Annotated in this window: 25 protein-coding genes and 1 pseudogene; 9 read left to right on the forward strand and 17 right to left on the reverse strand. The window is 61.9% G+C overall.

Annotated features, from left to right (window positions below; translation table 11 throughout):
• Positions 1 to 23: 23 nt before the first annotated feature.
• From HNO81_RS13415 to HNO81_RS13445, 7 genes are all read right to left on the reverse strand, one after another.
• Entirely contained in the window at positions 24 to 893 is an 870-nt protein-coding gene (locus HNO81_RS13415) for a carbohydrate ABC transporter permease (protein WP_175318605.1), read from the reverse strand.
• 9 nt (positions 894 to 902) lie between these two features.
• A complete protein-coding gene (locus tag HNO81_RS13420; RefSeq protein ID WP_175318606.1) occupies positions 903 to 1,856 on the reverse strand; it encodes a carbohydrate ABC transporter permease in 954 nt (317 codons plus the stop codon).
• A 66-nt stretch (positions 1,857 to 1,922) separates the two neighbouring features.
• Positions 1,923 to 3,161 (reverse strand): ABC transporter substrate-binding protein, encoded by a 1,239-nt coding sequence (locus HNO81_RS13425; protein WP_175318607.1) that lies wholly within the window; start codon positions 3,159 to 3,161, stop codon positions 1,923 to 1,925.
• A 313-nt stretch (positions 3,162 to 3,474) separates the two neighbouring features.
• Positions 3,475 to 4,545 (reverse strand): ROK family protein, encoded by a 1,071-nt coding sequence (locus HNO81_RS13430; protein ID WP_261620166.1) that lies wholly within the window; start codon positions 4,543 to 4,545, stop codon positions 3,475 to 3,477.
• Positions 4,546 to 5,292: 747 nt separating this feature from the next.
• Positions 5,293 to 5,616: a hypothetical protein gene (locus HNO81_RS13435; RefSeq protein WP_175318608.1), complete on the reverse strand. Its 324-nt coding sequence runs from the start codon at positions 5,614 to 5,616 to the stop codon at positions 5,293 to 5,295.
• Positions 5,613 to 5,882, reverse strand: a complete 270-nt coding sequence (locus HNO81_RS13440; RefSeq protein ID WP_175318609.1) for a hypothetical protein — start codon at positions 5,880 to 5,882, stop codon at positions 5,613 to 5,615. Before HNO81_RS13440 ends, HNO81_RS13435 begins: the two co-directional genes overlap by 4 nt.
• Complete coding sequence (locus HNO81_RS13445; RefSeq protein WP_175318610.1) at positions 5,879 to 6,313, reverse strand: hypothetical protein; 435 nt, start codon at positions 6,311 to 6,313, stop codon at positions 5,879 to 5,881. The genes HNO81_RS13440 and HNO81_RS13445 overlap by 4 nt, the downstream gene beginning before the upstream one ends.
• Positions 6,314 to 6,767: 454 nt before the next feature.
• Here HNO81_RS13445 and HNO81_RS13450 point away from each other — a divergent pair, with 454 nt between their 5' ends.
• Positions 6,768 to 8,117: an EAL domain-containing protein gene (locus HNO81_RS13450; RefSeq protein ID WP_175318611.1), complete on the forward strand. Its 1,350-nt coding sequence runs from the start codon at positions 6,768 to 6,770 to the stop codon at positions 8,115 to 8,117.
• A 1,114-nt stretch (positions 8,118 to 9,231) separates the two neighbouring features.
• On the opposite strand, the gene HNO81_RS13455 is transcribed toward HNO81_RS13450, so the two are convergent.
• The 3 genes from HNO81_RS13455 to HNO81_RS13465 form a co-directional block, all read right to left on the reverse strand.
• A complete protein-coding gene (locus HNO81_RS13455; RefSeq protein ID WP_175318612.1) occupies positions 9,232 to 9,966 on the reverse strand; it encodes a GAF and ANTAR domain-containing protein in 735 nt (244 codons plus the stop codon).
• A gap of 199 nt (positions 9,967 to 10,165) precedes the next feature.
• Positions 10,166 to 10,924 (reverse strand): GAF and ANTAR domain-containing protein, encoded by a 759-nt coding sequence (locus HNO81_RS13460; protein ID WP_175318613.1) that lies wholly within the window; start codon positions 10,922 to 10,924, stop codon positions 10,166 to 10,168.
• A gap of 109 nt (positions 10,925 to 11,033) precedes the next feature.
• On the reverse strand, positions 11,034 to 11,255 hold the full coding sequence (locus HNO81_RS13465; RefSeq protein ID WP_175318614.1) for a hypothetical protein: 222 nt from the start codon (positions 11,253 to 11,255) through the stop codon (positions 11,034 to 11,036).
• Between the two features lie 507 nt (positions 11,256 to 11,762).
• Between HNO81_RS13465 and HNO81_RS20430 the strand changes: the two are divergent.
• Positions 11,763 to 11,972: pseudogene (locus HNO81_RS20430) on the forward strand (integrase core domain-containing protein); the annotation flags it as partial.
• Between the two features lie 89 nt (positions 11,973 to 12,061).
• Here the strand turns inward: HNO81_RS20430 and glgX are convergent.
• Positions 12,062 to 14,167 (reverse strand): glycogen debranching protein GlgX, encoded by a 2,106-nt coding sequence (gene glgX / locus HNO81_RS13475; protein WP_371818257.1) that lies wholly within the window; start codon positions 14,165 to 14,167, stop codon positions 12,062 to 12,064.
• Positions 14,168 to 14,253: 86 nt separating this feature from the next.
• On the opposite strand from glgX, the gene HNO81_RS13480 reads away from it, so the two are divergent.
• Both HNO81_RS13480 and HNO81_RS13485 read left to right on the forward strand, forming a co-directional pair.
• Complete coding sequence (locus HNO81_RS13480) at positions 14,254 to 14,553, forward strand: hypothetical protein (protein WP_175318615.1); 300 nt, start codon at positions 14,254 to 14,256, stop codon at positions 14,551 to 14,553.
• 226 nt (positions 14,554 to 14,779) lie between these two features.
• Positions 14,780 to 15,094, forward strand: a complete 315-nt coding sequence (locus HNO81_RS13485; RefSeq protein ID WP_175318616.1) for a hypothetical protein — start codon at positions 14,780 to 14,782, stop codon at positions 15,092 to 15,094.
• Between the two features lie 356 nt (positions 15,095 to 15,450).
• On the opposite strand, the gene HNO81_RS13490 is transcribed toward HNO81_RS13485, so the two are convergent.
• From HNO81_RS13490 to HNO81_RS13505, 5 genes are all read right to left on the reverse strand, one after another.
• Positions 15,451 to 15,774 carry a hypothetical protein gene (locus tag HNO81_RS13490; RefSeq protein ID WP_175318617.1) on the reverse strand — a complete coding sequence of 108 codons (324 nt, stop codon included), beginning with the start codon at positions 15,772 to 15,774 and terminating at the stop codon, positions 15,451 to 15,453.
• 286 nt (positions 15,775 to 16,060) lie between these two features.
• Positions 16,061 to 16,486 carry an Hsp20/alpha crystallin family protein gene (locus HNO81_RS13495; protein ID WP_175318618.1) on the reverse strand — a complete coding sequence of 142 codons (426 nt, stop codon included), beginning with the start codon at positions 16,484 to 16,486 and terminating at the stop codon, positions 16,061 to 16,063.
• A gap of 162 nt (positions 16,487 to 16,648) precedes the next feature.
• A complete protein-coding gene (ftsH, locus tag HNO81_RS13500; RefSeq protein ID WP_371818259.1) occupies positions 16,649 to 18,232 on the reverse strand; it encodes an ATP-dependent zinc metalloprotease FtsH in 1,584 nt (527 codons plus the stop codon).
• Positions 18,160 to 18,600: an ATP-dependent metallopeptidase FtsH/Yme1/Tma family protein gene (locus tag HNO81_RS20435; RefSeq protein WP_371818260.1), complete on the reverse strand. Its 441-nt coding sequence runs from the start codon at positions 18,598 to 18,600 to the stop codon at positions 18,160 to 18,162. The genes ftsH and HNO81_RS20435 overlap by 73 nt, the downstream gene beginning before the upstream one ends.
• A 140-nt stretch (positions 18,601 to 18,740) precedes the next feature.
• A complete protein-coding gene (locus HNO81_RS13505) occupies positions 18,741 to 19,037 on the reverse strand; it encodes a DUF4193 domain-containing protein (protein WP_175318631.1) in 297 nt (98 codons plus the stop codon).
• A gap of 184 nt (positions 19,038 to 19,221) precedes the next feature.
• Here HNO81_RS13505 and HNO81_RS13510 point away from each other — a divergent pair, with 184 nt between their 5' ends.
• From HNO81_RS13510 to HNO81_RS20165, 4 genes are all read left to right on the forward strand, one after another.
• The gene (locus HNO81_RS13510; RefSeq protein ID WP_175318619.1) at positions 19,222 to 19,824 is read left to right on the forward strand and encodes an NADPH-dependent FMN reductase; all 603 of its coding nucleotides are present in this window, start codon (positions 19,222 to 19,224) and stop codon (positions 19,822 to 19,824) included.
• A gap of 34 nt (positions 19,825 to 19,858) precedes the next feature.
• Entirely contained in the window at positions 19,859 to 20,143 is a 285-nt protein-coding gene (locus tag HNO81_RS13515) for a hypothetical protein (RefSeq protein WP_175318620.1), read from the forward strand.
• Between the two features lie 125 nt (positions 20,144 to 20,268).
• Entirely contained in the window at positions 20,269 to 20,745 is a 477-nt protein-coding gene (locus HNO81_RS13520) for an Hsp20/alpha crystallin family protein (protein ID WP_175318621.1), read from the forward strand.
• Positions 20,746 to 21,014: 269 nt separating this feature from the next.
• The gene (locus HNO81_RS20165) at positions 21,015 to 21,350 is read left to right on the forward strand and encodes a hypothetical protein (protein ID WP_254703464.1); all 336 of its coding nucleotides are present in this window, start codon (positions 21,015 to 21,017) and stop codon (positions 21,348 to 21,350) included.
• Between the two features lie 343 nt (positions 21,351 to 21,693).
• Here HNO81_RS20165 and HNO81_RS13530 read toward each other — a convergent pair whose 3' ends face one another.
• On the reverse strand, positions 21,694 to 21,900 hold the full coding sequence (locus HNO81_RS13530; RefSeq protein WP_175318622.1) for a hypothetical protein: 207 nt from the start codon (positions 21,898 to 21,900) through the stop codon (positions 21,694 to 21,696).
• A 128-nt stretch (positions 21,901 to 22,028) separates the two neighbouring features.
• Here HNO81_RS13530 and HNO81_RS13535 point away from each other — a divergent pair, with 128 nt between their 5' ends.
• Positions 22,029 to 22,226 (forward strand): hypothetical protein, encoded by a 198-nt coding sequence (locus HNO81_RS13535; RefSeq protein ID WP_175318623.1) that lies wholly within the window; start codon positions 22,029 to 22,031, stop codon positions 22,224 to 22,226.
• Positions 22,227 to 22,386 lie beyond the last annotated feature (160 nt).

Genomic DNA, 22,386 nt, shown 5'->3' on the forward strand with positions numbered 1-22,386 from the left:
CTTGGTGGCCCTGGATCGTTGTCTTATTTCACGGCGCCGCCGGTGGCTCCGGCGGCTATGTATTTTTGGGCGATTAGGAGCAGGACAATGGCCGGCAGGGAGGACAGCACAGCGGTTGCCATGACTGCGCTCCAGTTTGATATTTCCGATCCCAGGTACTGGTAGATGCCGAGCGTCACGGGCCGGACGGCTTGGGTAGTGGTCAGGGTGAGGGCGAACAGGAAGTCACTCCATGAGAAGAGGAATGAAAACAGCCCGGCCGTGATGAGTGAGTTCCGGCTTATTGGAATGACTATGGAAAGGAACGCCCTGATTAGGCCGGCCCCGTCGACTCGTGCTGCCTCCACCAACGATGGTGGGATACCGATCATGAAGGCCCGCAGGATCAGGATCGCGAAGGGGACGGAGTGGGTGGAGTCGGCGAGGATGAGTCCCGGGATTGAGTTCAGGAGACCGAGGTCGTTGTACGCCGCGTAGAGGGCGTTGGCGATAACGATGCCCGGAATCATTTGGGCGATGAGAATCACCAGAAGCGCGGCGTTGATCCACCGGAACTTGAACTGGGCCAGCGCGTAGGACGCTGGTGCCGCTATGGCGAGGGTGAGAAGCACAGTTCCTGTGGAGACCAAAAGGCTGGTGACGAGATTCTTTCCCTGCTGAGAGACGGCGGTTGCGTAACCATCGAAGCTGGGGTTTGTTGGAAAGAATCCCGCGGTCAGCGTGTTCCCTGAGGGCTGCAGTGATGCGTTGACCATCCAGTAAATGGGGAAAAGCATGACGGCGAGGAACAGAATCCCAAGGGCGGTCAACAGCCCTGCGTGCATGGACCGCTTCTTGCCCCGCGTGGTTCCTCGCAGCTCGGGATGAACTCTGGCTATTGTCGTGGTGGCCATCGGATGTCCCTATTCGTCAACTGCACGCCGGTTGGCGCGCAGGTAGATGATCGCGAAGATGAGTGAGATGAGAATGAGCACGTTGCTGTAGGCAGCGCCCGAGCCAAACTGGAAGTTGATGAAGGACTCCTGGTACGAGCGCACCGCGAGCGTCTGGGTCGCGTTCGCCGGGCCTCCGTTCGTCAGGCCGAGAATGATGTCCAGCACTTTGAGGGTGTAGACCACTCCGAGAACCAGGACCACGCTGACGACAGGCCGAAGATTGGGCCAGGTGATATTACGGAAGGCTTTCCATCCGGTCGCGCCGTCCAGGGCAGCAGCTTCGTAGAGTTCCTCAGGAATATCCTGCAGCCCTCCATAGATGATGGTGACGTTGAACGGGATCCCGACCCAGATGTTGACGAGGATAACGGCGCTGAGCGCGACGGCGGGGCTTGTCAACCAGGGGATGGGATCGTGGATTACTCCCAGACCTTCAAGGGACCGGTTGAGGATCCCGCTGTCCTGGTCGAGGATCGAACGCCAGGTAGCACTGCCTACGATGAGCGGCAGGAGCCATGGCAGCAAGAGCATGGATCGCAGGAAATTACTCAGCGGGAATCGCCGTTTGAAGAAGGTGGCCAGCGCCAGCCCAATAACGAACTGACCAGCTATTGAGCCGAGCGTGAACAGCGCCGTGTTCAGAAGGGCCGGCGTGAAGAGGTTGCTGCCGAAAATTGTTGCGTAGTTTTTGATGCCGACCCAAGGGGCCTCACCGGTGAAAAAGGTTTTTGTCGTATAGTCCTGCAGACTCATGGTGATGTTTTTGACCACCGGGTAGCCGAAGAACAGGACCGTGAACACCGCTGCAGGAACTACGAAGAGGGCCTTGGTGACGTTCTCCCGCGAAAAACGTGGGCGGGCAGACAGGGTGTTTCGTGGCGCCGACACCGGCGGCGTGGATTCCCTATTGATGCGCTGCATGTTTGGCATTTTCAGTTGCCCTTCCGGCTTCCTGGTCGAAACACCCTGTCTGGGGGAAGTTGAAGGTCAGCCCTTGGCTGCCTGCGCGAACGCGTCCTGGACGGATGCCTTGCCGGTGAGTGCCAGCTGGACCGCGGTGTAGATGGTTGTTGCTGCCTTAGGCCAGTCCTTGCCGAGCTTGCCGGTGCGGGCGCGGGCGTTTTCGACCTGCTGAGTGAAGGTCTTCATGGTTGGGACTTCCTTGACGTATTCCTCATGCAGGTCTGCCCGCACCGGGACGGTGTGGCGGGCCTTCCCGAGGCTCATCTGGCTGTCTTTGCTGCCGGTGCACTGCACAAACTCCGCAGCCTTGGCCATCTTCGCCTTGTCCCCGGTCATCGGCACGGTCCACACCATGCCGCCCAGCGGAGCCGTAGGTGTCTGGCCGGCCTTGTTGATCGGGATCTGCACGCTGTCCCACTTCACATTGGGTGAGGCCTCAAGAGCAGGGATCTGCCACGGACCATTGATCATCATCGCGGCCTTCCCTGCCACAAACTGGTCCTTCACGTCGGCCTGCGTCCAGTTGATGACGCTCTTGGATACGGAACCGCTGTTGACGAGGTCGACGTAAAGCTGCAACGCCTCCTTGACCTGGGGAGTATCCAGGTTGGTCTCGTCACCCCCATTGGTCCACATGAACGGTAGGAACTGCCATGAACCCTCGTACGTGGCTGCCGCCGAGAGGGCCAGGCCATACTGGTCACCCTTGGTGAGCTTTGCCGCTGCTGCCTTCAACTCATCCCAGGTCTTGGGGGGTTCGACACCGGCAGCGGCAAGCAGATCTTTGTTGTAGAAGAGTCCCAGCGTATCGGCCGGGACGGGAGCGCCGTAGACCTTGCCGTCCTGGGTGACAGCGTCCAGGCTGTTTCCGGCAAATGCCGTGGTATCGACGTTGTAATCACCCAACGCCGATAACGCGCCGGTCGAGGCGACGTCCTTGACTTCAGGATTGTCCAGCATCAACACGTCCGGCAGAGTCCGGGAAGATGAACGCTGCAGGACGGTCTGCATCCGGTCCTTGCCCGGGACGGTGGTCCGGTCAATCGTCACACCGACCTGGGCGGCGCACTTGTCGATAGACGCTTGGAGGATGCTCTTGTCCGGATCGTTGTTATAGCTGTCCAAAACGGTGAGGGTCTTTACGTCTCCGCCCGAGTTGGAGCCGGCGGTGCTGCCACTTCCACCGCCTGAACATGCCGTCAGCGCAAGTGATGCGACCCCGGCCACGGCCAGAAAAGACCTCATCTTTGATTTTGTGCCCATGGTCAACAAGCTCCTTCGCTCGGTTGTGAAATGAACAAACTTCATGCCGGTTCAGTTGAAGATTGAGCCCTCGTACTATGCGTTCGCGCTCATACAGAACGCTAGAAACCTGCTGTAAACCGGGCTTGAAGCAAAACTGTACCTCGATATGTCGTACATCACAACAAATTGCGGTCTGATATCTGACAGCTTCCAGAAAAATGGGTCTTTTGGAGCTCAAGGGACGTCCGAACGGGTGTTTACTCCGCCAGGTCACCGCCAGGACACGTCAAGCGCGGTCTTCTTCTGGCTGCTGCGTGCTGGCGGTGAAAGCCTACGGCGAGGCAAACCGAAGGGGAGTAGCAATGACTGAGCTTGTCGGGTCGGCGAGCAGCGGGGCAAAAGCCAGCTCGGCGGCGCCGATCATCATGCTGTCTGAGCCCAGTTCGGCCCGGTAAATGTGGACCTGGTCGGCGGGACCATCAAGGGCCTGCATCCGAAGAAGTCGGGGGAGCGTTTCCGGTGAGATGGAATGAAGGATACCGAGGAAGCCGTCGAGGACGATGGCTTCCGGATTGAAGATATTGACTGCGTTACGCAGCGCGATGCCAAGGTACTCGAGTTGACGAAGTACTTCTACGTTCCCGTTCCGGCTGGACCGTGCTCTTAGCTCTTCCTCGAACTGCACCGCATCACCACCATTCTCTGTAGCCGCGAGGGTTAACAATGGGCCCTGCGAGACCTCTGTTTCCAAACAACCAGACCCTCCGCAATGACAGGCCCTTCCCTCAGAGCGAACAAACGTGTGCCCCAACTCACCCGCGTACCCCGATGCGCCGGCCAGCAATTTTCCACCGACTACTACGCCACCGCCTATTCCACTGGCACCGCCGTTCAGGTAGACGAGATTTTGCATGCCGGCCCCAGCACCAAAGATCAGTTCAGCTTCTGCACCCAGGGATGCGTCATTGGCTGCCCGGCAGGAATAGCCGGTGGCCTCGGCCAGCATTTGGGCTACCGGTTCATCCCGCCAGCCAAGGTGCGGGGCGTGGCGGACAACTCCTTCTGAACGGTTGACAAGCCCCGGAACGGCGACGCCGACACCGACGATGCGATAAGCAGAGTCAAGCTCCGAACGCATTCCGGCAATGACTGCCGCAGCAATATTCACGGCCTCGCGTGCGGTGGGTATGCGGTCGGTCGGAAAGCGTATCTTCTTCCGCACATTTCCACCCAGAGACACCAGCCCGACTGTCACCGCATCAATCTCCGGGTTGACGGCCAACGCCGCCGCTGACGGATTGGGCCGAACCTCAGGGCTCGGTCTTCCTACTTGCGCCTCCCCTGTAGGAGCAGATTCATAGAGGAGGCCCAGGCCAACAAGTTGGCCGATCAGCGTTCCCACGGTAGATCGATTGAGTCCTGTCCGTCGGGTTAGCTGGGCGCGACTGAGCGAACCATGATGATGGACCAAGGACGCGATAAGGCCAAGATTGCTCTGTCGCGGTACACCCACTTCGACCGTCGGCTGAGGAGCAGTGTCTTGGGGGTTTGAATGGGACATCATGAGACGAAGGAATCCGCGTCGAATGAGCCACTGATATTCGGCAAATCCTCTTGCAGGGCAAGGACAGCCGATAAGGGCTGACCGGTGGGTGTGTCGTCCCGCGCCACGTTCTTGTCAGTCATAATGCTCCCACCCCAAGGGTCTATGTATTGCGGAACAACAAAATTGTCCTGCCGAAGCCCACTCAGGTCCACGCGGCACTTCACAACCACAACTTTGCCACTGCCAACAGCGTTTAACACCATCTATCGGAGTAAGCCCACGGTCACGTTGACTTTCACAACAAATGCATTGCTTCAACTGCATCGCTTGCCACGCGTCAGCTCGCAAGCCGCCGAGGTCACGCGGCGGTGGGCTCGTGAACCAAGAGAAGAAGAGGCCGCTGACCCCTTCGAGATCGCTGGGAGAGGCCGCGCTGCACGATCAATTCGTCCAGGGTGCTGACCCGCGGGGGCTGGGGGAGAGGCTGAGATCGGCTTCCGAGTGGGGGGTAGCCGTGAACTGGCCGGGAATTCCCTGGGGCTGGCGTGTGATGTTTTCGGTCATGCCTGCTGTGTGTGGCCACCTCGCGCCCGGCGGCAGGGCCTAAATCAGCTGGTCGAGCTTCATCCAGAACGCCTCCCGGAGCGCGCGGCGAACGCCCCGCAGGTCGGTCTTGTACTCGCCGATCCGCTGGGCGCAGTCCTTCAGCAGGACACGGTCGATCTCCACCGGCAGGATGGGCCGGTCGGCCTGGAGCTCGTTCAGCTCGCCTTGGGTGATGGTGCCGTACCAGCTGGCTGCCATGCTCTCCCCGACGTCATGGGCCACGTCCAGGGGCTGTCCTCGGGAGGAAGCAGGGAAGGCCCGGAGCCACGAGCTGTAGACGAGGTGGGCTTCAGTTCGTGCCGGCCGGGGTGCCGGCGTCACAAACCGGCCTTGTAAGGGAGGACGGGATGCGAGGTCGGATGGACGTGGTCCCGGTGCGCGCAGTTTCGGCGCCTCGGCCACCGGTGGGGCAGCGATGACGGCGGCGTTGGCCGAGGCTGCTCGGCCAGGACCTTGGTGAAGCATGCCTCGATCAGTGCCGTGGGTAAGGTGATGATGCTGTCCACGCGCAGTGCCAGGTGCTCGGCGACCGAGGTGACGCCGAGCCGGTGGTTGGGGTTGTCCAGGCCCACCAGGACAACCTTCATGCCAAGGTCGTGGGCCTCCTCGACAGCCTCGGCCAGGTCATCGTCTCACCGGATATCAGGAACGCCACCGAGGCGGCCCGATTCCTGGCCACGCCGACAAGGTCCAGCCCGAGCTTGAGGTCCACACCCTTTTGCTCACCATTGAAGGAGATCCGGCCCAGACGGACCTTCACGTCCGGCAGCAGGCCGATGGACTTGTGCTCGTCGGTAAACAGGGCGTCCTTGGAGGCGTCGTACCAGTAGACCCGCAGGACATCGAGTCCGGAGTGGTCGGCGGTGCGCTTCAGGATGCCCTGGATGAGCTTCGCGTAGTCACAACCCGTAATCCAAACCGATGCCGGGAAGCAGTCCTTTTGAAGGTACTCCCCGCAGGGTTTGAAGAGCCGATAATGGCGATTCTGTAAATCTGCTGTGGCATGCTTCGCCTCCAAGCGGGCGGACCGACACTTCTCCCGGCCGGCCCCTGATAGGGTGAGACGTTCCGCTGGCATCGGCCACCCCCCAAGGCCCCGGCTGGCGGGACGTTTTCGTCAGTTGTTTCCGGCCCAATCGCTGACCATCACCGCTGACTGCGCCTCCTTGTCTCCAAGGTCGAGTTTTGTAAAATTCGCCCGGGGCGGCTGGCTGTTTTGCTCGTTCGTGGGGAGAAGCGGTTTTTGCAATTGTTCAATGCTGATCAGGGGAGGAGCGCCTCATCGACATGTCGTCCCGTAGTTGTGGCTTGCCAATAAAACCAGCGCGGCTACTTCACCCCACGGTCCTCCTGTGGGCAGGTTGGGCAGGTTGCTGATCTGCCCTGGCGATGTGGTGAAGACACCGAAGTCTGGGTCCCTGCCGGGTGGAACTACGTCAACTGGGGGAGAGGAACCGGTTGATGGGGGCAGTTTGCTGCGCCGTGCGCTGCGCCTTTCATCGGTTCCGGCTCGTTGGCTGGTGATGGTTCTTTGTCTGGATGCCGCTTGGCTGGGTTTCGTCCGGTTGCCTTTACTCTTGGGACGCGGACCATGGCTCGGTCTTTCGGGTCAGGATGACTGGATTCCGGAACTCATAGCGATGTTGCTGGTGCCGGTAGAGATCTATCTGGCATGGTTGTTCTTCGCCCGCCAGTACAGGGAGAAGCTGGGCTGGTGGCGCACCAGCTACCTCATGAATAAGGTCCTCAACGAAAGCACGCCGTGGCGATGGGCCACTGATGCCGCGGGGAGGTTCACCTACTGCGGCCCCGAGAGTCTGCAGTTGGTGGGTTATGAACCATCCGAGCTGATCGGGCATCACTTCAGCCGGACTATTGACCCCTCGGACCTCGCAGGTGTTCTCCAGGACAGGAATAGAAGGACGGACGCTACGGGGGCGTGGACGGGGGTCAGGACCATTTACCGGCACCGTCTGGGAAGCCGGGTCATGGTCGATGTCTCGGCCCGGGCGTGTTTGGGTGCGGAAGGTCAGTACTTGGGGTTGGAGGGAGAGACTCGGTCCCTTCGTCCGGGAACCATGAACGACAGCGTGGCCGCGGAGACAAGGCGCCGGGTGAAAGCGGTGATGGATGAGCGGCTTCTGTTAACTGCTTTCCAGCCCGTGTGGTCGCTGTCATCGGGCAAGGTCATCGGCGTAGAAGCACTGACGCGCTTTCCGGGTTCCCCAGCGTCGCCTGATGCTCAGTTCAGGGACGCTGATTCGGTTGGCCTTGGGGTTGAGTTGGAGATGGTGGCTCTTGAGACCGCACTTGATGCCGCCCGGGCACTGCCTAATCAGCTGTATGTAGCGGTGAATCTTTCGCCCGATGCGTGCCTGGATCCACGGCTGCCTGCGGTTCTGGCCCGGGCTGGGTTTCCTGGTGAGCGCCTCGTGCTGGAAGTCACGGAACGGCATGCTGTCCAAGAGTACGGCCCATTGGGTAACGCGTTGGAATCACTGCGCCGAAGCGGGCTCCGCATAGCCGTCGACGATGCAGGTGCCGGTTTCGCATCCATGCGCCACATTCTCGAACTATCCCCTGACCTCATTAAGCTCGACCGCGATGTCATCGCTGGGATTGATTCAGACCCCGCCCGGCAAGCACTGGGGACAGCGATGGTGGGCTTCGCAGCCGGACTCGGGGCCACGTTGGTGGCCGAAGGGATCGAAACCACCGACGAGCTGGCCACGGTCACCGGCATGGGAATGCACGCAGGCCAAGGCTATCTACTCGGCCGCCCCTCCCTCGACCCCGACGACTGGGCAAGCTGGGCACACTAATCAACCCTCGCGGCGAAGCCCTCCCGACATACCTGGCACAAGCACCTCATGGCCTTCCTCGGCCGGCAGGATGACTTCAGCCCGGTTTGTGCTGAGGCAAGAATCTGCTGCCCGATGCCCCGCTCCTGCATCTCGGAGGCAGTATTAAGGACGTCGATCAGGCAACGCCCCGGCCAGTCGATCCTGTAAAGGGTCACAGTGTCCCCTCGCGCGCGAACGCCGCAGCGCCGACAGCCCGGCCGCTCCTGGCCGGCCTTCGCTCCCGAGAGCTGACAGGCTGCGGCGGCATTACCGCGCCGTCGTCCATCCCAGCATTACAGCGGCGGCCAGCCTCCCGGGCCGGAGGCACCGCGGCGAAGGCGGCCAGTGAAAGGGCTCTGGCGAGTGGGCTGCGGGGGTTGCTGTGTACGTGGGGGTCATGGGTGCACCGGTATCAGTAGCCGCGTACGGTTTGGGGTGTGCTGGCTTCGGCGTGGACAGGGAGGGTCCTGCAGCGGATTTAGGTGGTCACGACGCGGGCGGCCACCATCGCCAGGGCCATGATGACGAACGCTGCCGTCCAGGCGTCGGAATCGGTGATGCACGAACACGAGTGCTCCCTCCAAACGCCGCGTCACTACGCCCCATGCGGACGGAATAGCCCCCAGTGTGCAAGCTGGAGGCCAGTGTCGACAGGGGAGGGCCGGGAGTCCTCCATGGTAACTGCCATGGGATAAACCTAGCCGGTGACGAGGCGGTGCCGGAACGCTTAGGTCACTGGGCCATATTGCCCGGGCCGAAGGCGCGGTGAACTGCAATGAGTCCTCACCGGGCTCCGGCCCCGTGTGAAATACCTTGAAATGAAGGTCCGCAGCGGAATGATGAACTGAATGCTTTCTCTGAAGAGCACTGCCCTCATTAGGGACCTGGGAGGCCGCCGCCCGGATTCTGAGAATCACCCAGACTTGTGGCGGGGACGGAGACAGGAACACGCCAAGCTTTCAGTTGTGATGGCGTCAAATCGGTAATTCCGCAGGGCCCTGAGGATGCGTGGCCGGAGCATTCGGGCTTCTTCACGACCAAAGCATCTCTGGTTCAGTTTGTGGTGTTCCCCCACCGGATGATGGCCCTGCTGCTATGGGTCGAAGTGAGTCCCGATGCTGCTGCCGGACAGTTGTTCGATCAGGTCGGTGGCTACGTCACGCAGTTTGCGGTTGCGGTTACTGGCGACCTTGGTGAGGATTTTCATCGCTTCGGACTGCGAGCACCTGTTCTGCGCCATGATCACCCCGCACGCGAGGTTGATGGCCGTCCGGCTCCGCATGGCCGCCTCAAGATCTTCCGCCCGGTGTTGGGCAGTGTCGATGCGGACTGAGAGTTGCAGCGCGTTTTGGGCCGCGGCCGCAAAACCGACCCCCTTGTCTATGGCAGGGGCGGTGAAGGCACCGGGCTTTGAGGCAAAGAAGTTCAATGCGGCGCTGGCTTCACCGTTGATGTCCAGGGGCACCCCTAAGGAGCTGTAGATGCCGGCGTCCGCGAATTTCCGGTTCAATTGCGGCCACCGGGGGTCGGAACGGACATCGTTGATGAGAACCGGGGTCCTTTGCCGGAGCGCTGCGATACAGGGGCCATCACCTATGGCCTGTTCCATCTGATCCAGTTCCACGGCGAGCTTGCTGCTGCCTGCGGCAGTATGGGGCATGCGCCTTACCTGGACCGTGACGGCGCATACAACGTCGTCGTCGGCAGCTTCAGAGACCACGGCCGCGGCGAGCTTTGAGAGCCCGGACAAAAACTCAGAGGCATTCTCCGCGTCCACCAGAACGTGTTGAAGCTGGTCTACGAGTTCCTTCTGGGGTGCAGATGGCATAGGTCCATTTTACTGTCCTACCTGCCCTAACCGCGCAGTTGCGGGCCCAAAGAAACCCCGTACCGGCGTTGATTCAAAGGACGAGCATCTGCGTGGAAGCGCCATCGAGAAATTGGTTCTATTTGAGGAAGAAATCTGCTGGGACTGGGATATTCTCCGTGGCTGGGACTGCCGTGAAGCGTCTGCAGTAGTGCCCCCGTCATGATGCACCGCCGGTTTCCCTTGTCGGCGGCTCCGCGGACTGGGTTACGGCCAGGGGTTTGGCGGCTCGCTTGAGGAGGTCCTGGGCGATGACGTGGAGCCGCTCATTGCTGTTGCGGGCCGCCACCAGCAGAATCTCCAGGGCCACGTCGCGGCTGCAATTGTTCTGGAGCATGATCAGGGCCACCGCTGCGTCCACCACTGCCCGGGATTCCAACGCCGCGCGCAGGTGCTCCGGGTAGGGATCGGCCGAGTGCAGACGCAGGGCCAGCTGAAGGATCCTCGAGATCGAGGCCGCGTGTTCCTCGACAGCTGACACTGTCTCCGGGCCGAACGTGTCCAACTGGAGGGAGTAGCAGTTCAATGCTGCCTGTGCGGAGTCCCTGGTGGCGATTGGAACAGCCAGAACGGACCGGATTCCCTCCTGGGACACGGCCTGGGCGTAATGGTTCCATCGTGCGTCGGCGGCGAGGTCGGGAATCAGAACCGTGTGCTGCTGACGTAACGCGGTCAGGCAGGGGCCGTCATCAAAGGCGTATTGCTGTTCATCCAGGCGCCGTGCGGCCTCGGTGCTGCTCGCGACCGTGGCGGGGGCCCCGGCACGCTCAACCGTTATGGCGCACAGCAACGGGGTGCCGCTTCCGAGCAGGGATGCTGAGATCATCGTTAGTTCGAGGAGGAATTCCGCGAACCCGGGACTTTCGAGCAGCAGGTCCTGCAATTGTTCGTTGACTGGGGTGGAGTCGTTGCGGGCCATGCGGCCTCAATTCCATTGGATGCCGGGTTAATAGGCCGGCCGGTGGCCCTCGCGAACTAGTGTTCGTCTGCGGCCCTGATATTTCGGCTTTCGTCCGAATACTCGCTGGTTAAGGGTAGAAGACCATTTCTTCGAACGCGTGTTCCAGGAGTTCCCGCTGCGAGGGCGGCAGGGTCAGGGTTCCGTCCAGGTAGGCCCGGACTTGGGGTTCACTGGCGTGTCCGCCGATGCCGACGTAGTACATCCACAGTTCACCGGGAAGAATATCCACGGTTTGGAGATCGCCGCGCAGGCACTCGTGGGCCTGTGTGATTGGGAGGAAGCTGTGCATGGGTGGAGCGCCTTTGAACGCCCGCGAAAAGGGGGCCGTGTGCTCGACCAAGCCGGGGCCATGGGGCGGGACGGCGACTACGTCCAGTGTATCCCCCTCACCAAACCCCTTAGCGCGGGGCGGTTCCTCTTGGACAGGGGAACGGGCGTGAGCACCGGAAGGAGGGCCGGTTCCTGACCAGAACCGACAACTTCGGTAGCTGTAGCTGGCAGCCGTTGCCGCCGACGTCGGAAAGTCCTCTGCCGGCCCGGCTTCGCAGGGTGGGGAAGTTAGTAGGCCGAGACGGATGCCGTGAAGGCTTCTTCAAATCAGACACCAAGGCCCGCGGCCGCGACAGAGCTCACCTTTCGTCCTGGCAAGCCTGGTCCGGGTTCCTTACCAGGGCCTCAACCGGCCATGGCACCTTTGGCGGGCTCGGGCACCGGGTCGTTACTGGCAACGAGTTCGCCTGCCGGTCTCCCGCGACTTCCAGGGAAGCATTGACCCCGGTGGGGGGCGAAACACCTCCTAATTAAGCCCCGGCATCCTTGGCCAGAGGGCAAAGCAGAAAGGCTTCAGTCAAACCCTGCAGTAAGGCTGGGACGGGCAATCTTTTGCTTCCAATCACGCGGCAGCGAGGCCATGCGGCCATGGCTGGGCTGCTACAACAACCACCGGCCCCACGGCAGTCTCGGAGGCAGTTCACCCATCAGCAGGTGCAACGCATCTAGTGGCTGAGTGCAGCTGGCGCAGGGGACCGTGCGGGTTCCATGGACGCCCGGCGTCGGCGGACCGAAGGCAAGCTGGTCCGCGTGTGCGCACTGGTTTCATGGCTGGGGTCCGAGTGTTTGGTAGAGGGCGACGGAGGCCGCGACGGAGTGATCCGGTTCTTCCGGTGGCGGCGTGTAGGCGCGGAGGACGAGCAGCGATTTTCCTTCCACGTTGAGATGCTCTCCTGCGTGGGAGAGGTCCTGCCCGGCCCTGTGCCTGTAGGCGGTGTCGAGCACGGTTTCCCACCGGGCTGCGTATTCGGCCGGGGGGAGGGTGAAGGTAACGGCGTGGTCGTTGCTGTTGAAACAGGCGAGGAAGTTCGTGTCGGTGATGGTCCGGCCCCGACGGTCCTTGCCGGTGTCGGCTCCGTTGTAAAAGACGGCCAGGGCGCGGGCAAGTTCCTCGTCCCAGTTTCTGGGCAGCATGGGCGAGCCGTTGGGGTTGAGCCACGCGATGTCGGGCAGGGGCTGTCCTTCGCCGCGTTCAATGGGGCGGCCCTGGAAGAACCTGGAGCGGCGGAACGTGGGGTGTTCGCTGCGGAGCCTGCTGAGTCTGGCAATGAATTCAGTGAGTGGAGCGTCGGCATGGCTCCATTGGATCCAGGACAGTTCGGAGTCCTGGCAGTAGGCGTTGTTGTTTCCGTGTTGTGTTCGGCCCAGTTCGTCCCCGTGGAGCAGCATCGGGACCCCTTGGGAGAGCATGAGGGTTGCGATGAGGTTGCGTTGCTGGCGTGCCCGGAGTTCCAGGATGTCCCGGTCCTGGGTGGGGCCTTCGGTTCCGCAGTTCCAGGACCGGCTGTGGGACTCACCGTCGTTGTTGTTCTCGCCGTTGGCTTCGTTGTGTTTGTGGTTGTAAGAGACGAGGTCGCGCAGGGTGAAGCCGTCGTGGGCGGTGATGAAGTTGATGGAGGACACGGGCCGGCGGCCGGATGACTCGTAGAGGTCGGCGGAACCGGCGAGGCGGGAGGCGAATTCGCCCAGAGTTGATGGTGTCCCCCGCCAGAAGTCGCGGACAGCGTCGCGGTATTTTCCGTTCCATTCGGTCCAGAGCGGCGGGAAGTTTCCTACCTGGTATCCGCCCGGGCCCACGTCCCAGGGTTCGGCGATGAGTTTGACCTGGGATACGACGGGGTCCTGCTGGACGAGGTCGAAGAAGCTGGCGAGCCGGTCGACGTCGTAGAACTCGCGGGCGAGGGCGGCGGCGAGGTCGAACCGGAACCCGTCGACATGCATCTCGAGCACCCAGTACCGCAACGAGTCCAACAGGAGCTGGAGGGCGTGGGGGTGCCGGACGTTGATGGTGTTCCCGGTCCCCGTATAGTCCATGTAGTACCGCTTGTCACCCTCCGCCAGGCGGTAATACGCGGGATTGTCTATGCCTTTGAAGGACAACGTCGGGCCAAGATGGTTGCCTTCTGCCGTGTGGTTGTAGACCACGTCCAGAATCACTTCGATTCCTGCGGCGTGCAGGGACCGGACCATGGATTTGAACTCCTGGACCTGCTGGCCGGGTTCTGTGGTGGAGGCGTATTCGTTGTGCGGGGCGAAAAACCCGATCGTGTTGTAACCCCAGTAATTGGACAGCCCGCGCTCGACCAGGTGGCTGTCGTGGACGAACTGGTGCACCGGCATCAGCTCGATGGCTGTTACCCCGAGTTTTTTCAGATGCTCGATCACCCCGGGATGGGCGACCCCGGCGTAGGTGCCGCGGTGCCGTGCCGGGACGTCGGGATGGAGCATGGTAAGCCCCTTGACGTGCGCTTCGTAAATGACCGAATCGCTGTACGGGACGCGCGGCGGGTGGTCGGACTGCCAGTCGAAAAACGGGCTGATCACCACCGACTTGGGCACGTGCGCCGCGGAGTCCTCCGCGTTGCAGGTCTCGGCTGCACCGAAGTTGTAGGAGAACAGTGCCTGGCCCCACCGCACTGTTCCCTGAATGGCCTTCGCGTACGGGTCCAGCAGCAGTTTGGAGGGGTTGAACCGGAGCCCGTCCTCCGGCCGGTAGGGCCCGTCCATCCGGTAACCGTACATTTGACCCGGCAGCACCTGGGGCAAGTAGCAGTGCCAGACGTACGCGTCCACAGCCTCCAACCGGATCCGCTGCTCCGACACTGCCGGACGCCCAAATCCCAAGGCCGGCCCCGGTGCAGACTGTTGCAAAGCCCCTGGTTCCTGGCTGGTTTGGCCCAGGCTCCGGGGACGACGGAGAACAAGGGAATTGCGAGCACGAAAGGAAGCTGATGGTCATGGGGTCACAACCCGAACGGCCGGCGGAAGCGCCCGAGCCCGATGCCCTTGAGCAACAGATGCCTGTCCTGACTGATGGCTTGAGGGAGCCCGCCATAGCGGGCATGCTTCCTGATGATGCCCCGGAGGCAGACGTTATTGAACAACGGACGGACGTAGAGCCAGGCAGCGAAGGGTATGCGGGGATAACGGCGGCCGCGGAAGTCGACGCCGCAGATGCGGACCTGATCGAACAAGCGCTCACCGACCCCGTTGATCACGACGAGGATTACCCCCGCGGCCGTGAAGAGGACCTCTAAATAACGAGGCAGCGACCGCAATTCCGCAGGCCGCAGTCTTCCGCTTGCCTTGGTGGACGCGGCGGGGGAGCGCATTCCCTGCTCCGATAGACCTGGGACTGATGCGCGGCGTCGCTCACGGGCCGGACGGGTTCCGGGGTAACGGGGGAGCCTCGATTGCGGGGTGTTCAGAGTACGGGGCACCTTCGATCACCGGTGCTCCAGGTCGAGGGTAAGGAGGCTTGCTGTGAGCGAAGATGGAACACCAGTGGCTTACACTGCACTGCGGAAAGGAACACCGGTCATCTCCAGCTCCGGCCAGCGTTTCGGGACGCTGGATACGGTGCTTGACGATTCAAAGGAAGACATTCTGCACGGCCTGGTGGTGACAACCAGGTATGGGCCACGGTTCCTCAGCAGAGATTCCATCGTGACAATGACGACCACCCTGATCGAATGTTCCATCAATGATGATGAAGTGAATGCACTGCCTCCCGCGCCCCGTCACCGAAGGGGGCTTCGCCTCCGGCTGCCACGTCCAGCAAAGGACAGCCGGCGTTAAGAACGAGCAGCGTTGAGCAGTTCAGCGGACCAAACAGGCTCATCAAGGCTGTTATGCCTGCAGGGTTCTCAGAAGTATCGTTCCGTCCCGGTCCGGGGAGCTTCGCCTTATCCGTGTCAGCTGTCCGGCTACCGGCAGATCAGGCCGAGCAGCACCGGGCGGGGCGTACCGCGCCATGCCCATGACACACGTGCTTTTTCATGGACCCGTTGTTAACCTTTAGGGTTCGCGGCCGGACTGTTAAAGGCGGTCCGGCCGCGGATGCCGCTTCCGGCCACGCTCGGCTCTCCAACAGGGGCGGGGCGGCGGGTTGGGGAGTGGAATTGATCATGACAATGGTGGAGCGGGTGAGTCGGCTACCGCTCGAGGACGTTGTCGATGAGGTCCTTGAGGATTTCCCAGAAGTCCCGGGCCCGGAACGATGTAACGGGTCCCTTTCCCTGGGCTTGCCGGAGGGCGTTCGCCACGGCGATCGCCTCAGCGAATAGTTCAGCCGTGACAGCAGGAACGCGTTCGGGTTCAAGGGCCAGGATATGTTCCACCATGGCCCGGGTGTGTTTTTGTGTTTCCCGGTCCTGATCCGGGCGGCCAAGTCTGTTCGGTTCGAGGCGTGTCTTTGCTGTCTCGAATCCCCGGTCAACGTGAGGGGCGAAACCGTCGTCCATGTACTGAATTGTCATTGTTCCTGCCTTAATTCTCGTCGCCCTGCGGGACAGGTCACCTCCAGGCGCCGGTCCTCTGCGTATCCGGGCATCGGAGTCCTGTTTCAGCCCGATCCGGAAGTGTGGCGTGGTCGGTCGTCTCGTATGACAGCGGTCCCCGGCTCGCGGGGACCGGGGACCGCTGTTGTGGGAGAGGGATGCCTCTGCGTTTGAGGCCGCCGGCGTGTTGAAGACGCAGTGGCGCTCTTGATCCAAGCCAGCCGCCGGACAGGCAGCCCCGGGCTTCGGCATCCCTCCCGGCCTGTTAGCTGCTGATCTGCTGCTGTCCGCCCGCTCCGGACGTGATCTCGATCTTCCGGGGCTGGGCCTTCTCGGCGACCGGGATGCGAACCGTGAGGACCCCACCGTCGTAGCCTGCCTTCACGTTCTCTGTATCCAGCGCCTCGCCCAGGATCAGCTGCCGGCTAAAGACACCACGGGGGCGTTCCGCGGCAATCACTTCAACGCCTTCGCCAGCGGCGTCCTGACGCTCGGCCCGGATGGTCAGAACGTTGCGCTCGACATTTACATCGATCGAGTCAGTTTCAACGCCGGGCAGGTCAACGGCGACCACGAATTCGTTGCCCTCGCGCCAGGCGTCCAAGGCCATCGCGGCAGGGTGCGCTGCAGTGCCGAGTATCTGCTGCGTCAGCCGGTCGAACTGGCGGAACGGATCACTCATCATCAACATGGCATACCTCCTTTGACCTTCAAGTGACAGGATCTATATCCGTTGATAGAGATTTTCTAGCATTGGCATTGGAAATTTTCAAGGGGTGATGCCGGGAAGGAAAGCCGTACTTCCGGCGGCAAGCGGGCCTTGGGCGGGTGATGGCAGGTGATGGTGCCGACCTCACTGTTGGCTGTTGACCCGCGGTGTGGCGGGGTCGGGTGCGGTGGTGCGGTGAAGGCCTGCGGCTTCGTAGATTTCTTGGTCGTCGAGGGTTTCCTTTTCCAGGAGCCGTTCGGCCAGGGAGTCGAGGCGCCAGCGGTTCTCCTGAAGGAGTTCGAAGGCCCGTTGGTGGCATTGTTCCACCAGGGCGCGGACTTCTTTGGCCACGGTGTCAAGCATTCCTTCGGAGACGCCGGCGGCGCGGGGATCTCCTTCTTCGGGGAGGACCTGGACGGGCCCGATGCGTTTGGACATGCCCCAGCGGCCGACCATCATCCGGGCAAGGTGGGTGCTGGTCTGCAGGTCGCTTTCAGCACCTGTGGTGACGACCCCGAAAACGAGGTCTTCGGCTGTCATGCCGCCACGTGCCCCAACGATTCTGCCCTTGAGGTAGTTTTCGTCATACCCGTACCGGTCGGTGTCTGAGGTGGAGAGGGTGACCCCCAGGGCCCTGCCGCGGGGGATGATCGAGATTTTCCGGACAGGGTCGGCGCCGGGCTCAAGCATTCCCAGGAGGGCGTGCCCGGACTCGTGATACGCGGTGCGCTTGCGTTCCTCGGCGGGCATGATGACGTTCCTGACGGTGCCCAGCCGGACTTTTTCCAGTGCGTCCAGCAGTTCTCGTTGCGTGACGGCAGGGCGGGAGCGTTTGACGGCCAGCAGTGCTGCCTCGTTGACAAGGTTGGCCAGTTCCGCGCCTGTCATCCCCGGGGTGATGCGGCTGAGGGCATCAAGGTCAACGTCAGGGGATGTCTTGACACTGGCGGTGTGGACCCGCAGGATTTGTGCCCGACCTACCTGGTCGGGTGCGTGCACGGTAATGGAGCGGTCGAACCGGCCAGGGCGCAGCAGGGCGGGGTCGAGCACGTCTGGACGGTTTGTTGCTGCCAGGACAACGATTTCTTCGGAGGAGGAGAACCCGTCCATTTCGGTGAGGATCTGGTTCAGTGTTTGTTCGCGCTCATCGTGCCCGCCCACTGCCAGGGAGCTGCTTCGTTTGCGGCCGATAGCGTCGATCTCATCGATGAAGATGATTGAAGGGGCGGCAGTGCGGGCGGCCTGGAAGAGCTCGCGGACCCGGCTGGCGCCGACGCCGACGACCATTTCGACGAACTCGGAGGAACTGGCGTGGAAGAACGGTACCCGGGCCTCACCCGCGGTGGCGCGTGCAAGCAGGGTCTTGCCGGTTCCGGGGGGCCCGCTGAGCAGGACGCCTTTGGGCGGTTTCGCACCGATCGCCTGGTACCTCTTGGGGTCTTTGAGGAAGTCGACGACTTCTGAAATTTCGGCTTCGACCTCATCAATGCCGGCGACATCCTTGAACGTTACCCGAATCTTTTCCGGGTCCACTGGCTGGAACTTTTTCCCTGCCCCGAATCCGCCCATGCCGAGCATGCCCGATTGCTTCTTGAACAGCCACAGGTAGAAGAGCACCAGGAGCGCGATGGGCGCGACGGAGATCAACAGGTTGGTCAGCACGCCGCGTTCATCAACGAGCGGTGTGGCCCGGGCCGTGGCGTTGTTTTGTTCAAGCTCGCCCAGCAGGTTGTCCTCGGCAAAGAGCGGACGTTCGGTTGTGAACTGGCTGTAGCTTTTGCCGTTGCTGCCCGGAAGGGGTGTTTCGTGGCGGAGGCTCCCCTCGATGGTTTGGCCTTCGCGAAAATCTCGGCGATGTTGTTCTCCCGCACCTGGGTCTTGAATTCGGTGTAGGGGACCGGCTGGGGCCGGCTTTGCTGGTCCTGGAGCGACAAGGCACCGAAAACGGCAACGTACAACACAATAAGCAGCAGCACCCGCCACCACCGGCCCCGCCTGCCCGGTTCAGAACGGCGCGCCGGCAGGCCCTCAGTCCGCCAGGGCACCCTCGACAAGGAATCGCGTGGCGACACCGCCGGGTGTTTGTCCCGGTCCATGGGGGCGGCAGGATCCGTCACGAAAGCACCTCCGAACTCCAAAACTCCCGGTGTTCACGTTCTAGCTACCGACCCCGCCCGTGGTCAACCCATCCCGTCCCATAATTCCGCAGATTCCCGGCGCCCTCGCGGCGACAGTGTCAGCCCTCGCACTCGGTGCAGTATTTGCTTCCGTCTTTCTCTTTGGCGAGTTGGCTGCGATGGTGAACCAGGAAACAGGACGAGCAGGTAAATTCGTCGGACTGGACCGGGATGACCTGGACCAGCAGTTCTTCGTTGGAAAGATCGGCGCCGGGCAGTTCAAAAGCTTCGGCCAGATCGGCCTCATCCACATCGATGGCGGCCCCTGCCGGGGTGGTGTTGGACTTGACCTCCTCGAGGGAATCCCTGGTCTCCTCTTCGGGCGCCACTCGGGGCGCGTCGTAGTCCACGGACATGTCAGCTTTCTCCTTCACTTCCAATCCGTCAGGGATACCCGCCCGACCAGGTACGGCGGCGCGTTATTCCCTTACCCCCGCCGCGTGGAAGAACCACGAAAAAATCTCCCGGGGCTGGAAGATTTTCGGGGCCGGAGGTGTTTCTTTTTTTGCGGACCAACAGGTATCGGAAAGGAGTTCCGCCATGATTCGTATAGCGATCGTGCTGGGGAGCGCCCGACCGGGACGGCTTGGAAAGGCTGTGGCCGACTGGGTGCACGAACGGGCGGCCGGGCGGAAGGACGCGGCGTTTGAGGTCCTAGACGTCGCTGACTTCAACCTCCCGCTGCTGGACGAGCCCCTGCCACCGTCCATGGGCAAATACACCCACGGGCACACGAAGGCCTGGTCGGAGGCTGTCGCCGGTTTCGATGGCTACATCTTCGTCACCGGCGAATACAACCATTCCATCCCCGGGGCGCTGAAAAATGCCCTCGATTACCTCTTCAAGGAGTGGAACAACAAGGCTGCCGGGTTCGTCAGTTACGGCGGCGCCGGCGGCACCCGGGCGGTGGAGCACCTGCGGGCCGTAGCCGGGGAACTGCACATGGCAGATGTCCGCGCCCAGGTTGTCCTGCCGCTGGCCACGGAGTTTGAGAACTACCGGACATTCAAGCCATCCAAGGAGGCCGAAAAGAACCTGCAGACCCTCTTTGACCAGGTGATCGCCTGGGCCGGTGCTCTGAAGGTCCTGCGCTCCGGCGAGGAGGAAGCCACCCGCTCCTACGCCCTGTCCGGCGCAGGATAAAAACAAAGCGTCCGGCAGGCGATCCTGAAGCAAGGTGGGAGGAAGCATCATGAATGCCGAACTTGACCAGCTGCGGTCGTTGGCACGAGTGATCGAGGCTGCCGAGGCGACCCTCGACGCCGCGTACGGGGCGTTGCGCGGCTCGGCGTCTGCTTTGCTCGCCGGCGGGTCCTCGTCCCTGGCGGAGGTCAGTGAAGCCTCGGGGCTGTGCGAGGGGGAGCTGTTGGATCTGCTCACCCTGGGCGTGGAAGACATCGCGTTCGAGCGCACGTTTTCCCAGGAACCACCCGGCCCCGACCACCCTGCCCGAGAGCGCTAAGCGTCTCCGCAGGGAGTCTTATCACTCACGCTTCGCGGGCGTATTTTATTGGTGTTGGAATTCAGGCCCGGCCCTTGGCCTCGGTCGCCGCAGGGCCGGGCAGGAGAGAGAAGGAGGTGGCCGCGATGGCCAACATTATGCGCTGGGGTGGCGCTGACATCACCGAACCTTTCCGCCGGTTCCTCGAAGGGGACATGGCGTCCTGGCTCCGGGTAGAGGAATACCGTGACGCCGGATCCATGGTGGTTAAGGCTGAGGTCCCGGGTATCGATCCTGAAAAGGACGTGGACATTGAGCTGGTCGGCAATGACCTGCGGATCCAGGTGCGGCATGAGGAGAAGTCCGAACACAAGGACAAAGAGGGATACCGCTCCGAGTTCCGCTACGGGACGTTCTCGCGCAACGTAAGCCTGCCAGGCCCCGTCAGCGAAAGTGACATCCGTGCAACCTACGACAACGGCGTCCTGGAAGTCCGCATCCCGCTCCCAGATGAAACCGGGACAGCCTCCCGGAAGATACCGATCAGCCGAGCAGGCGCAGTCTCCGGAACCGGCACCGGCACTACCGGCAGCGTAGGCGGAACAGCAGAAAGCCAGGCATAAGGCCTACCAGGCACGATGGGAAGGCGAACAGTACGGGCCCGTATAGTCTGAAGGATCCTCACGGCCAAGCACACGAGAGGAAGGCAGCTGCGCCGGTGCCGCCGTCACGGCAGCCCAAGGCGCAGCTGCCCTGCCTTGTCTCAGCGCAGGTGGCAAATCTTAGGCCATGTCGAAGAATCCCCGGATCAACACCGGGATAGAGACCGTCAGTGCCGTCGTAAGCCGGTTGTGGTCTTCCTGGGACGTATGCCAGGTGGGACCATGCTCATATGAGTGACAATCCCCACCCCGACCCGTCACAGCAACAGCACGGGGACGCTGCACCGACGACACAACAAATGCGAACGGTCGGCCAGCGCCGACGTGAAGCGGAGCAGAAGCTGGAACATCACCTCGATGAGGCGCGCCACAAAAATGAACACCCCTCCGATGCCCCCGAACCAGACGACGGGAGCGCTTCTGGCGGCGAAGTGGATGCCGCCGACGTTGCCGCTATCCAAAACGATGAGAGCATCACCCCCGCAGACCGTGTCGATCTCATAGCCAATCAGGCCATCCCGGAAACGGAAAACAAAGGCACCCAGCCAGACAACGGCGATGCCTGAAGTCGGAAGGCTTCACCCGCAGACGTTCTTTAAGCTGCGGTCCGGAAACCGCTACCGCCCGGCCTGGCTGAAGATCCACCATCCATCCATGTCTGGCTCCGGCCGTGACCACCGCAGCTCACGCACCAGGAGTCAGGTCAACGCCCGAATCGTCAGGTTCAGCTGGTCGATGCGCCGGTCCGGCGGCTTCCGGCTGCCGGGCCGTTAAGCACTATCGGTACGGCCGACCGGAGAGTTATGTCAGGTCGCTGCTGGTTCGACTCGCTGGCTTATTTGTAAGGGACCGCGTTCAGAACCGGCGAGTCCTACCTGTGGCGGCCAGGCTGGTAACCCTCGAGTGGCGTTACTCGGAGCCATCGGCGATGCCGGCGTCAGGCGCCAGCGGCAGCTCCATGAATGCATACAGCTCCCGCCAGGCGTTATCCAAACGCATCTCGGCTAAGACGATCTCTTCCTTGCCAGCATCGTCACCGCGCTGCCGCAATTCAGAGAGCTCGTTGTACAGCTCATCCACCTGGTTCAACCGCCGCTTGAATTCCATGTCAGCCATCGCAAAAGACTAATTGAACCAGGGCGAATGGGACAGACGCAGACGATGTAAGCACAAAGCTTTTCAGGTTCCGTGCGAGCACTCACGGCAAAGGGCCACGACAGGCTTGGGTGTGGGATCATGGCGGAATGGCAACCGGAGACTCCATGGAAGCGGCCAAGTACTACATGGAAGCGCTCACGCACTGGGACCGGGTCGATTCCGCATACAAGCGCAATGAAGCCAGCCGAGATGAGCGCGACGCGGCTTGGGAGACGCGAAAATCGGCGTTCGAGAACCTTCAACGCCTCGAGCAGACCGCTACGGATGAGCGCCCCGAAAGCTAAGCCACGCCAGTGCGCAACACGTCGAATTTTTAGCATGGAAGTCGGTCATTTACCCCTCCCCCAAGCCCATATCTAATGCGCCGATAGTTGATATTATGTAAAGCTGTACTCTGCGTATTGCATCAGATGAATCAATCGCCCCGATCCCCCGGATCCGCAC

It is taken from the genome of Pseudarthrobacter sp. C4D7, assembly GCF_013359725.1.
In the GTDB taxonomy this organism is placed as follows: domain Bacteria; phylum Actinomycetota; class Actinomycetes; order Actinomycetales; family Micrococcaceae; genus Arthrobacter.